General features: G+C 41.9%; 14 protein-coding genes. All 14 read right to left on the reverse strand.

The annotated features are described in order from the left end of the window. Positions 1–26 precede the first annotated feature (26 nt). Positions 27–530 (reverse strand): hypothetical protein, encoded by a 504-nt coding sequence (locus ACFIKJ_RS08090; protein WP_375642544.1) that lies wholly within the window; start codon positions 528–530, stop codon positions 27–29. 1 nt (position 531) lies between these two features. Next, positions 532–930 carry a hypothetical protein gene (locus ACFIKJ_RS08095; protein ID WP_375670447.1) on the reverse strand — a complete coding sequence of 133 codons (399 nt, stop codon included), beginning with the start codon at positions 928–930 and terminating at the stop codon, positions 532–534. Between the two features lie 146 nt (positions 931–1,076). Then, positions 1,077–1,694, reverse strand: coding sequence for a hypothetical protein (locus ACFIKJ_RS08100; protein ID WP_375670448.1), 618 nt, complete (start codon positions 1,692–1,694; stop codon positions 1,077–1,079). A 170-nt stretch (positions 1,695–1,864) separates the two neighbouring features. Next, positions 1,865–2,938: a citrate/2-methylcitrate synthase gene (locus ACFIKJ_RS08105; protein ID WP_375642547.1), complete on the reverse strand. Its 1,074-nt coding sequence runs from the start codon at positions 2,936–2,938 to the stop codon at positions 1,865–1,867. 94 nt (positions 2,939–3,032) lie between these two features. Continuing rightward, positions 3,033–4,250, reverse strand: coding sequence for an AMP-binding protein (locus ACFIKJ_RS08110; RefSeq protein ID WP_375670449.1), 1,218 nt, complete (start codon positions 4,248–4,250; stop codon positions 3,033–3,035). A gap of 6 nt (positions 4,251–4,256) precedes the next feature. Continuing rightward, positions 4,257–4,835 (reverse strand): class I SAM-dependent methyltransferase, encoded by a 579-nt coding sequence (locus ACFIKJ_RS08115; protein ID WP_375670450.1) that lies wholly within the window; start codon positions 4,833–4,835, stop codon positions 4,257–4,259. Between the two features lie 138 nt (positions 4,836–4,973). Next, a complete protein-coding gene (locus ACFIKJ_RS08120; protein ID WP_375642550.1) occupies positions 4,974–5,678 on the reverse strand; it encodes a hypothetical protein in 705 nt (234 codons plus the stop codon). After that, on the reverse strand, positions 5,666–7,075 hold the full coding sequence (locus tag ACFIKJ_RS08125; RefSeq protein WP_375642551.1) for an AMP-binding protein: 1,410 nt from the start codon (positions 7,073–7,075) through the stop codon (positions 5,666–5,668). The genes ACFIKJ_RS08120 and ACFIKJ_RS08125 overlap by 13 nt, the downstream gene beginning before the upstream one ends. A 10-nt stretch (positions 7,076–7,085) precedes the next feature. After that, on the reverse strand, positions 7,086–8,372 hold the full coding sequence (locus tag ACFIKJ_RS08130; RefSeq protein ID WP_375642552.1) for a beta-ketoacyl-[acyl-carrier-protein] synthase family protein: 1,287 nt from the start codon (positions 8,370–8,372) through the stop codon (positions 7,086–7,088). 13 nt (positions 8,373–8,385) lie between these two features. Further along, positions 8,386–9,453, reverse strand: coding sequence for a hypothetical protein (locus ACFIKJ_RS08135; RefSeq protein ID WP_375642553.1), 1,068 nt, complete (start codon positions 9,451–9,453; stop codon positions 8,386–8,388). Position 9,454: 1 nt separating this feature from the next. Continuing rightward, positions 9,455–9,838 (reverse strand): acyl carrier protein, encoded by a 384-nt coding sequence (locus tag ACFIKJ_RS08140; protein WP_051406045.1) that lies wholly within the window; start codon positions 9,836–9,838, stop codon positions 9,455–9,457. Next, positions 9,838–10,617 carry an SDR family oxidoreductase gene (locus ACFIKJ_RS08145; protein WP_375670451.1) on the reverse strand — a complete coding sequence of 260 codons (780 nt, stop codon included), beginning with the start codon at positions 10,615–10,617 and terminating at the stop codon, positions 9,838–9,840. The genes ACFIKJ_RS08140 and ACFIKJ_RS08145 overlap by 1 nt, the downstream gene beginning before the upstream one ends. Before the next feature lie 353 nt (positions 10,618–10,970). Next, positions 10,971–11,144: a hypothetical protein gene (locus tag ACFIKJ_RS08150; protein ID WP_375647723.1), complete on the reverse strand. Its 174-nt coding sequence runs from the start codon at positions 11,142–11,144 to the stop codon at positions 10,971–10,973. 42 nt (positions 11,145–11,186) lie between these two features. Further along, positions 11,187–11,370 (reverse strand): toprim domain-containing protein (locus ACFIKJ_RS08155; protein WP_375670452.1); only part of this gene is annotated, 184 nt, incomplete at its 5' end.

Consider the following 11,370-nt stretch of genomic DNA (forward strand, 5'->3'; position numbering starts at 1 on the left):
AGCACCCACAGCTAATGGTATAGGGATTAATTTGGATTCTTTCGAAATGCTATATATAAATTTAATGTGCCGCCCCAAAACACACCATCAGTGAACCCACTTAAAAGACCAAAAAGAAGGTTAAAATCAAATGCATATTTCAAATCAGGTTCAATATTGAGAAAAACAATCAATGTGAATTTGATGACAAAAGCGATAAGAATAAATATCAGCGTCAACGGCGTACCATGCCGAATAATTAAATCCGTTCCCTCTTTGATTTTTAAACGCGGAGTGGCACGCCAGAGCAACCAGCCAACGCCAACGCCGATCATCAGCCCTGCCAACATTGAGATTGCTCCCCAGCGCGGGAACGCCAGCTCTTTAATCACATCGCTTGCGCCCAAAAAAAGAAAGACTAACGGCAAGAGAAAAAGGCGGTTAACCTTCATTTCCCTATCTTTCAATGCGATTATTCCCCTCGCGATGAGAAAAATAAGCAAAATCCAGGCCCATAAAGGAGTTCCAGTCAGAATGTTAAACAATGACATATTATGCTCCATGATGTTTGATGCGATAAAAATATTGCATGATGTTAGGAAGATATTTAGAAAAAAGAATACCAGCACAAATTAAACCCATAGTGACCAACAAAATCTGGGGGGAGCATGTAAAAAAAGCCACTAGAAGACCATTGGCAAAAAAGATGATTACCCAAATACATGTAATATATTTATTGATGAGATAAAATAGGATATGTTTGCGTTTTTCTTCAGAAACACCAGCAGGAGCATAAAAAATGGTAAAGGGTTTCTTTACCAGCAAGCTCATCAATGAAACCAGAGCAAGTGACAGATAGCAAAAAACTATGGGGTAGTTCAGTAAAAGTGTAGACCATCCAGCGAAATAATTAACAAACATGACAATAAATGTCAGAATGTTCGTAATCATCACGGGTTCTCCCTGTCGGATAAATTTAATATTCAGAGCAATAATGAACAATAAAATCACAGTTAAGATGAGAGAGCGTTCGACCAGAGTTAAAAAGTTTCCATTTATAACCCAGGAGTAAATACTCCACGGAATAAAAGAGATTATTATGTTAAACATGGCGCATCCTCCTTTTTATATTTGATAGAAAACTTACCGCAAGTGCTTCGTTTTTTAGTTTCCGTATGAATATAAAAAACGCCACCCGGTTCACACTTTGTATCCTGTTTAATGGTCAACTGATAGGTATCTCCCGGATAAACTGCTTCAATGAACTTTACTTTTTTCAGCGCAACAGATGCGATATTTTTCGTCCTACCCTGCGTGGCTAAAGCCAGAACCATCTCAATCAATAGTGAACCAGGACATACGGCGCGGGAGGGGAAATGTTCCTCAAAAAGCGGGTGATGCGCATTAAAGGAAAAAGTACAAGAATCTCCAGTTACGGAGGAAATCTTACATAAATCGCCTAGTAATGGAAGAGCGGCTTTCTCAGAACACGAGCCAAGGAAGTAGACCTTACTGACCATGATGATTGCCTGCGCAATAACGGCCCTGCCATTGCCGTATGGGCTGGCCTTACAGTGAATACGGTAGGCCTCATTAATGCGTTCAATATGTCCTTCAACGCGTAACCGATCGTTATCAAAATGGGTGGTAGAGAAAAACTGTTCAACCATAACAGGGAGATAGCGATAAGTAAGATCCGAGTTTTTAGTCACCACGGTGGCGAATCGAACTGAAAACTGATGCAAGGCTTCGAGTAACAAGCCCTGTTTCAAATAGTTATGGGCTAAATTCCAGTGAGAAATATCGATTTGCCCGCAAGCACGCATCGGTGCGGTTAAGGTGATACTCTGACATATCCCCAAGAAATTTGGCTCGGTGCGATGCTTTATAGCCATAATTTGGGGACCTTTTTATATTTTTTTCTTAAATCCTTTGATGATAAACCGAAGGAATGAGCACTAAACCGCGCTTGATAGTGCGCGAGAAGTATCGGCATACGACAAACGAAAAAAGCCAACAATCCCAGCTCAGGAGAAGCCCGATGTTTGCTCATGATGCTTGCAATTAGAAAATCTACATTGGGTTGCAGTCCTGTATTGTCCGAAATAGATCGCGCAAGCGAACTGAAGGGGCGCATAGGCACCTGAAAGCGTGAAAAAAAGAAATCAACCCGGACATCCCGTTGCATAATCGGGTGACCAAACCCTGGCCAGGGTTTGTCTTTGCAATAATGCGTTACCGCCGCCTCAAGATTCCCGGCTTCAATCTCATGGAGGACACTAGAAAGTCGCATGATAGCATATTTGCAGGCTCCCATATGCGCAGGGCCAGTGGCACAAAACCCACCGATTAGTGCAGAAATGACGTCGCTCTTGGTACTGGCAATAAATCTTATCGTGGCGGTTGTGGGTGTCACAATACCAAACCCGCCCAGCAGTAGAGACATGCACCGGCAAAGCATATCAATATCCCAGTCGGAAGAAGCTTCCTTGCTAGTTAATGCTAACCAAAAAGCACGCTCAAAGGTATTGCAATTTTCGATCTCCGGCAAATCGGAAAACTGTTGGGAAGATTGCGCCAATGCAATAATCCACGGCATCAGCAAGATAATTTTAAGACAACTACCGTCGCTTACAGGAGCCATGACCTTACCCTGAGCCGCCGAAACCTCAACTTGCGATAATAACATCATAAATCGCTGCGTTAAACTCAAAGATGGCAATACATTGATCAGTTGATGCATCGCCTGCAGTTTGGCTGTAGGGTTCGTCTTTTGCAGTTCGGCGTTAGCATTCTGAATCAGCCGATCCATCTGTTCTTCATTAAGAAGGTTGCCGGTCAGTGCAAACCATGCGTTCTGCAAATAACGGTTTTCATCGGCAATATCAATCAAATTACATCCACGAATAAACAATGCGTTATTATCTAAATCATAATTATCAATAACATCATCTGACATGATTTACTCCTGCTGCTCCGGTGACACGCTATAAAACCTGATGTTGAAATTTATCGTATGCGAATTCCCTGATACAATTTCATTACACAAATTATCAAGTTGCATTACAGGACTCCCTTGCGTCATAAACTAGCAGGCATTTCCCTCTGGATGAGAAAAGCAAATCGCTATATTCGACGATGGTTACATTAATACGTCCGCGCTTTTTCATATAGGCTTCATAAATATCCGGCAAATGATAGATTTCCTCAGTTAGTTTGGACAAATCAAGGTTGTGAAATACTTCGCGGCAGATTTTAATATCCATAATCTCTTGTCTATCCGCGGATAAAGACAATACAATTTGAACAATCACATCGGGCAACCTTCGATTAATAATTTTGAATATTTTTTCATGGCTAATCAAATTTCCCATGAAATTAAAATCAACAGCATTGCGTTTAATACCTTCAAAATAGAGGTCACCATTTTCAACGGATAATGTGCCCATATCGCCCACGGAGTATCTGATAAGTTTGCGCGAGGCATCGGGATCCAGCGATGTCACTAGCAGTCCTCTCTTATCTTCATATTCAAAGAAGAAATCATCGCTGAAGAGCAGGTACCGATTAAGCCGCCCTTCGGCGGACATACCAATGAAACCGCACTCCGACAAACCATATAAACCAATTATCCGCAGATCGGCGCCCAGCATCTCGCGCAGATAGTTTTCATGCACACCCAGCATCGATTCACCGGTAAAGACCACTTTTTTAATTGCCAGTGGAACCCCAAGGCTGAGCATGGCTTCAACGAACTGAACGATGGTGCTGGGCACGCCAAACAGTACCGAGAGCCGTATTTCAGCCAGAAACTCGAAATGACTCTTCAGCAGCAGGGAAATATTGCCAACCGGCACGACATGTGCACGGCAATGTTTTACAATTTCACACGCCAAGTAGTGTAAAGATGAAAACAGATTAATCGTAAACAGGTTGCCAACAACATCCCCTGGGGAAAAAAATTGCCGCGCGCGCAGGTTACGAATTAAATTACGCTCTGATGAGCTGACCGCTTCCTTACTGGATTTTAGACGAACGCTGACCATTTTCATCGCCCCGGTGGTGCCGCTTGTAGCACCAAGCAGCATGGGTAAGTGTTCAGCCGCAGAGTCCAGTTGAGTCAAAGAAACACTATCACCAGTGGTCGAATAAACGCGTGTACTTATCCTAACCAAATCGCGAAAAGCAATGTAATCGAGTGCATGGCAGCCAGTTATTGCCGTTATACGTGGTTGCATTTTTGCATACATTTCAGCACAGAAATAATCCATGATAACTCAGACCTTTTTAATGAAAATTTCACAGCCCAGAGCTGCTAGACCTTCTCCACGTCTCACTGTCCAGCTCATCTCACTAAGATCGCAGCCATATAAAAGATCGGTGATACCGGCTAATGTAAATTTTTCTTCTGTGGACATAGCTGCCACACCGCATTCACGACGTGATTGGTTAAAAACACCCAGTGCTGTTTCTTCTGCATCCGCTAGGGGTTCATGGATGATAATACAACCGCCGCGATCTAAAACACGGCACAACTCCTGTAATCCTTTTTTAGGTTCAGCCCAGTGATGAATTACGGAACGGGCATAAATCATTGAAAAGGAGTTATCGGGAAACGGTAAATTGCTGACGCTGGCTTCAATGATGTTGAATGCATGCTGGTATTTTAACTCGGTACATTTTTTAACACAGAACTGAACCATACGGGGATCAATATCAACCCCGTAAAAGAAATAGTCTGTGAGTTTTTGGGAGCGGTAAAGCTTGAAAAGCATGTGGCCAGTTCCCATGCCAATATCGAGAATTTTTTTCTTCGCAGAAGTAACACCAGATGCTTCTTCCAGAATTCTTTCCATCAAATACGCATTCCACGGTGATGTACCTTCAGTAGCATACCTTTCATAGTGCTCAGGGGTGATATTTACCAGTAAATCATTCATCACATATTCCTCTAAATAAAGCTAGTTATGGCATTACCATAAACTCGTTAAAAACTAACTGGGTATAGAAATGGTTACGTCTTCATATAAGAGGTCATCTAAAATAATTGATTGCAAACATGCATCCAGCAAAACAACGGTTATCACAGATTGACAAAGATAATAGCAGTTACAAATAAACGTCATCCCTTTAAACACAAATGTATTCCCAACGTACCGAAAAACACATCGCGTCCTCTCATGTTCAACTAAAAAGTAATCATTTATATCAAAAGTACACGCCGAGATGGCGCATAATGCCTTATACAAGCTCTCCATGCAGCTAAATATCGTGGTGCATAGCCGATTGTCCAGCACCTGCCCTGCTGGAAAGTCCGCGCATTTTTCACAGTAATCTAGCATAAATGGCCTCGGTAGTTTTTTTTTCTCAATAAATTCGATATCAACCCCGACAGACTGAATCCGCGGATCGTTATTAACCAACATAATACTTTCACTCCGTCCATGGCTCACAGAACTGTGTGACATCTTTACATCTGGCAGAATCCGTTTAAATATATCGACAAAAAGCACCTTCGCCATTTCACGGTGCAATATCATTCTCGATGTACGCCTCATCGATACAGGCAAATAACGATGAAGCCTGTCAATAGCTAAAAAATAGGTATAAAAAGAATGGCTCACAATGCACAGATAATTGTTTGCACGGCGATTAACATACACTCTGCTCATACCATGAGCTTTATCTACACGGTACATTTTATTTTCCCTGTATTTGTCGTGGCAATTTTTCTGATATTTACTTTAAATGCATACTGATACCATTTATCAGTCAATAGTTTAGTAACGACTTTAACCTGCTCACTATTTACCGACATATCAAGGTTGAGATAAAGATCGCCGTTCTGTGCTTTTGAAAAGTAATGCCTTAAACATCCGGCATACTTAATAATGTCATTTGAAATCAGTTGAACTGGGATAAACTTACCATTGTGTTTAAATTCATTAACGGCTCTGGCTATCCAGTAATAGCATTCGGATTCATCTTTAACAAACAGGTCGCCGGAATCAAACCATTCATCACGCGGCTTTAATTGCAAGGAACTATCAACATAACCATCACACGCGAAAGGCGTTTTATAAAACATACGGCGCACTGAATCAGAAGCATCCGCCCGATCAATGGGGCGCAAATCAATTTTTATATCACTCACCAAAGCCTTACCCGGCGCTACAACGCCATATTTACTGGTTCTTTCAATATCGCGTAGCGAGCAGATCTTATTATGAAACAAGCGCGGTCCGGATTCGGTCTGACCGAAGTTATTCCATAACGTCGTACATGATGAGAGGATACCCGATGCTTGTACGGTGAGCAAACGGTCGGATGCATTCAAGATATTTTGCACATGGATTCGGCTTTTGGTAAAAATGTCGCTTACTGCCAGCATCCAGTCACCGATTAAAGGCAAGTTGGTAATTCTATAGTGCGAAACGAGTTCACCAATATTACTTATTTGAAATTTTTCAAATACCAGTTTGCTATCCGATAAGAAGGCACATAGCATAGTAGAGAGACCATACATATACTGCACTGGGAAATAACACAATGAGCAATCTTCATTACTTAGTCCAAGAGATTGGCTCACCGCGATGGCATTCTCAATCAGAATATTTTCATGATATTGAATCAACTTGGGTTTACTGGTTGTTCCGGAGGTACAAAAATAGAAATGCGCGCACGGATATGCTGTAAAATCAGCCAGATTTTCGTTCACAGTTGAAAGACAGTGATCAAACGCGATATTAATCCGGTGACTGATGATACTAATATCCCTGACTTCATGGCTCATTACAACAGCCGCAATGCAATCGGCATCAACCAGTATATCAACAATGTCTAAATCATGAATACTGACGATCCAAGCTTTCAATTTTAGCACAGACGCAACAAAATAGCTAATCAGGCCTTCGAAATTATTTCTAATCACAAAAACAAACAGCTTATTTTGCTCCCCTTGCGGGCGATCACGACAATATCTAACTACGGTATCTGCACACCCTTTTGTCATCATGCTGACATCCTCTGCCGAATAATGACTGTGATGACAAATCACTTGCCAGTTTCTTTCTAATAAGGAATATATTGTTAGCATGGGGTGCCCCTTACAGATATTGTGGATTCCCTAAAACCAAGCTGCTTGCGCCACCGCCCATACCAAATGAGTTTTTCAATGCGTATTTAAGCGGTCGGTACTGATGCTCCCTCACAAGCGCAATACCAGCGGGCAATTGAGGATCGATTTCATCACAATTCAAAATTTTGGGCAAAACATTGTTCCGAAAAGAAACCAGTACACACAAAATTTCCATCGCACCGGCAGCAGCAATCAGATGCCCGTGCCAAGATTTTGTCGCCACAATCGCCGGGTTGTGCGCGCCAAAAACCGTTCTGATTGCACTGGCTTCGTGCTGATCATTTTGTAGTGTCGATGTCCCATGTGTATTCACAAAATCAATAGCGGTACGGTCAACATCCGCATGTTCGATGGCCCGCTCCATCGACAGTTGCATTTCGAGATCATCTTTATGCGGCGCTACAATATGCTGTGCGCAAAGTGCACCGCCGTAACCCAATAAATAGGCCAACGGCTCACGCTGCCGCGCCAATACGTTAGATAATTTTTCAATAACAAACAGACCTGCGCCCTCCGCTAAAACAAATCCGCTACGATGCCGGTCAAAAGGCCGCGAACGCCGTGGTCCACTGTAGTTTTGATCAGTCGATATCACTCCCATTCCTTCTAATCGCGCAAGATTTAGCGGGGTGACTTTCGCAGAAACACCGCCGCAAATCGCCGCTTTAACTTCACCATTGCGGATGGCTCGCATCGCGAGGCCGATACTTTGCGTTGATGCAGAACAAAGGCCTAGATGGGCAAAGCTGAGGCCCGCAAACGGGATAATTTCATGTATCGTTTTTAGAACCGCAGTTGTATCGAGATCAAGAAACTCACTAATTCTAAAATGTTCTAGCATGACATCGACCAAGTATTGCTTATCCGCGTCGGCGGGAACCTTATCCGCAAAACCGATACACTTTTCAATATCGATTGCCGGTTCATCAATCCCTACAATACAGCCAATATCTTCTGCTGGATAATATTCCTGCAAATGCAGTCGTTCATGCAGTCTCTTTGCTGCTAAACCCGCATAAAAAAGCTCGCCGTTTCTGAAGGATTTTTTTTTAGGCCAGCGTAGCAACTCATTACCTTCTATAGGAATCCCAGCTTCATGAGTTTGAAAATACTGGTGATCAAATTTTTTAATCTTCCGTATACCACTTTTCTCACGCATAAAGCAGGCGTGAATTTCATCCAAGTGGCTGCCTAATGGCGTAACAGCCCCATATGCACTAATACATAATGTATCTGCATCAAAATGGGTATTCATTGTAAACCTTCCCTCAGTGTTTAATTATCCAAATATTTCCGATACCATAATTGATAGCCGCTCCAGTCAGCATAACCCGGGCCCCCGAAGGAATAGCAGGATCATTAAGACAGCATAAAATATCCAGTATGTTATTGAGTTTTCCAGTGTACCCAGTTTTAGATTTATAGTTAACAATCGGTATCCCTGGAAAAAATTTCTCTAGCGCTGAATATTCAGCTATTTGTTGCGTACAAATACCGTTGTTATAACTAACAATAACATCAGGTTCCCCTTGTTGCGTTCGTTGTTTACTCAATAGGCTTTCCCAGTCCCGTTCTTCAAATCTGACTTTAGGGCAATAACGAATAGTCACAGAGATTAATTCAGCTAGCGCATCGCAACTGTTATTGTCTAAAGACATTACGGCCGCCCCCCAACTGGGGATAATACCAGAAATATCTTTATCACTTTGTCGAATTTCACCAAATTTTTTAAAGACAGCCAGACTATCGAAGGTCAGCATATTTGCTGCACTAACAACCATCGCTCGCTCTTTTGCAATTATATTAGCAATGTCAGCATAGGCCAATTTCAATGCAACTAGGCCACTTAATGATGCGGCACGTAACGGCGTACCTTCCTCATGATTAAGTAACAATTTTGAGATGTGATACAACACATTTGTTGGCAAAAATCGCAACATATCCAGAGGATTATTCATCTCCTTATACTGCTGGATATGCTTCCAGACTGAACCATCGTCCTTATATTTACGGCAAATTTCAAAAAGCGAGTTAAGGCTGGACTCTTCGCTATCGCATGCAGTATATAGAAAGGCTTTTGCATACTCCGCCAGGCAATCTTTACTTTGAAAATCTATCAGCGCATTAATTACCATTTTTGACATATCATTCAGCACTGAGCGGTCTTCTCTGCTGACCAGCTTCTTGTCTATCATAGACGGTGTCGAAAAGTGGTAATAATCCATATCACAAGGATTAATGTCATCCGCAATACTGAGCAGCTGGCTCAGCGCTGCACTATTAGGCGCGAATTGCTGATACACACCATAGTTTTTTATATAGACCCTTTCCGTCATGCTAGTTGCGCTTTAAAACTGATATACGCTGGTTGATATAATTCAGCGTGAAATAGGAGTAGAGTTCTTTAAACTGGATTTTCTTATCAATCGATTCATATTCTTTTAACCCCAGCAGGTCATTGATTTTAGCAACACCTTCGCTAGTCCACTCTTTGGTGTCAAATGAGTAAAATGCTTCTGTAGTGGCCCATTTATTTACCGGCCAAAGGCTTTCAGGACTAACATCAACCTTGAAGTGCTTTTTTAACTCGAAGGCAAAATCAATATAATCGATCGAAGTCATTCCGTAATCAGAGAATAGCGACTTGTGCGGATCAAGCTCTTCTGACTCATCAAGATACATGACATCTTTAAAAATCTGGCTAATTGTTGTAATATACATTAGATAATCCCCTCACCATTCCCGATCGTTAATGAAACGCCTGTAGTAATAATTTTACCGTTAATAAACGCATTGACAGCATTCGCAACATCTTCGGTAGCCAACATTTTCCTCATTGGGATGGTTTTTTCTATGCTAGCAATACTTTTTCCTTCTTTCGCACAATAATTCTTAAGCATTTTCGTCTTGATATAACCAGGACTTAAGCACAGCGTTCTGATATTGAATCGGCCCATTTCCAGTGCAAGACCGGAGAGATATCTTTCCATAGCTGCCTTCGTCGAGCCATATAAAGAGTTACCCACTCTGATTTTTTTTGCGGCCACCGAACTGATAAACACCAGCTTGGTCTCATTTTCTTTATACTGCTTCATCGTTTTGACTACCATATTGAAAATCAGCACGGCTGACAGATAGTTAAGACGAGTAATGGCGCTAATATTTTCGGGTTCCAGCTCATCGCACAAACATGCTGGGTTATAACCAGCACAGTAGATAGCTATCTCAATTCTAACATTTTCTAAGGCAGCACAAAACTGCACGACGTCTTGCTCGGATGTCAAATCCAAGCGAACTGGCAAGACAGCACTTTGGTACCGATGCTTCATATCACTAACGGCGGTTTCATTACTGAACCATGTAAAAACTACGAAATAACCACCATTAATTAGTGAATCTATGACATTCCGCGCTATCTCAGCAGTCCCAGCGACTACCAGCGCCAACGATTTTTCATTATATGCAGGATTATTTACGATATCGAAAAAACTATGACTCATGCCTCCCCCTTATATTTAAACATGCTATAAATTTTCCAGCACAGAATTACCCTTGATAAAACATAATCCCAATAAAACTATATAGACGAGGATATCTGCTTACTTTCGCAGTACCACCTAAATTAATTAAAAGCAACTGCTTTTAATTAAAAAATTACCAGTACCTAAAGGCCAAAATTGTCATGATCCTCCCGAGTATATTGCAGCCCCGAATAAAGCTGCAAATCTGGATCAAACAGCTGGCTATGCCCGCTCTTCAGCCAAGTTTGGTCATAACTAAAAGAAAAAGTCTCTTTGCCTCTGCCAGATGCAGCATAAAGCTGCCCCATGCGACATGGGACTTCCATGCCAGCCTAATGCGCCCAGACTTCTATCGCTTTTTGTTTTGACGCTTGCATTAATCTCTCTTGGGCACGCAGCGTTTCGTGTGCAGCAGGCCAGAATCCTGCAAACTGCGTCCCAGCGGATCGTTCCCTTCTAACAACAATAAATCTTTTCCAACCGTAAACAAGCATTATCGTTATCATTGACGGGGGTATTTTCATTATTGTTTTGTAAATTACTATCTTTCATAGTTCCTTCTTTTGAGAAAGTAATACGTTATTAAAATCCGTTCCTTTTGGAGCTTGCATGATAAAAACCTCAAAGCCTTGGCTATAGGTACGCGCAGCGAGGTTAAAACCTGCTTTACGACCCGCATCATCGCCGTCCATTGCAATGGTGAGACGCCCTTTTGTATGGGGTAAATTCACA

Origin of the sequence: Bartonella sp. PS7NMGDW, assembly GCF_042193585.1 — a bacterium.
Lineage (GTDB): Bacteria > Pseudomonadota > Alphaproteobacteria > Rhizobiales > Rhizobiaceae > Bartonella > Bartonella grahamii.

What these genes read in the sequence shown, in the direction of transcription:
- ACFIKJ_RS08095 (WP_375670447.1), bottom strand. Translation starts at nt 930, where the DNA reads ATGATTACGAACATTCTGACATTTATTGTCATGTTTGTTAATTATTTC.
- ACFIKJ_RS08120 (WP_375642550.1), bottom strand. Translation starts at nt 5,678, where the DNA reads ATGTACCGTGTAGATAAAGCTCATGGTATGAGCAGAGTGTATGTTAAT.
- ACFIKJ_RS08140 (WP_051406045.1), bottom strand. Translation starts at nt 9,838, where the DNA reads ATGTATATTACAACAATTAGCCAGATTTTTAAAGATGTCATGTATCTT.
- ACFIKJ_RS08115 (WP_375670450.1), bottom strand. Translation starts at nt 4,835, where the DNA reads ATGGAAAGAATTCTGGAAGAAGCATCTGGTGTTACTTCTGCGAAGAAA.
- ACFIKJ_RS08125 (WP_375642551.1), bottom strand. Translation starts at nt 7,075, where the DNA reads ATGCTAACAATATATTCCTTATTAGAAAGAAACTGGCAAGTGATTTGT.
- ACFIKJ_RS08130 (WP_375642552.1), bottom strand. Translation starts at nt 8,372, where the DNA reads ATGAATACCCATTTTGATGCAGATACATTATGTATTAGTGCATATGGG.
- ACFIKJ_RS08150 (WP_375647723.1), bottom strand. Translation starts at nt 11,144, where the DNA reads ATGATAACGATAATGCTTGTTTACGGTTGGAAAAGATTTATTGTTGTT.
- ACFIKJ_RS08145 (WP_375670451.1), bottom strand. Translation starts at nt 10,617, where the DNA reads ATGAGTCATAGTTTTTTCGATATCGTAAATAATCCTGCATATAATGAA.
- ACFIKJ_RS08110 (WP_375670449.1), bottom strand. Translation starts at nt 4,250, where the DNA reads ATGGATTATTTCTGTGCTGAAATGTATGCAAAAATGCAACCACGTATA.
- ACFIKJ_RS08090 (WP_375642544.1), bottom strand. Translation starts at nt 530, where the DNA reads ATGTCATTGTTTAACATTCTGACTGGAACTCCTTTATGGGCCTGGATT.
- ACFIKJ_RS08105 (WP_375642547.1), bottom strand. Translation starts at nt 2,938, where the DNA reads ATGTCAGATGATGTTATTGATAATTATGATTTAGATAATAACGCATTG.
- ACFIKJ_RS08135 (WP_375642553.1), bottom strand. Translation starts at nt 9,453, where the DNA reads ATGACGGAAAGGGTCTATATAAAAAACTATGGTGTGTATCAGCAATTC.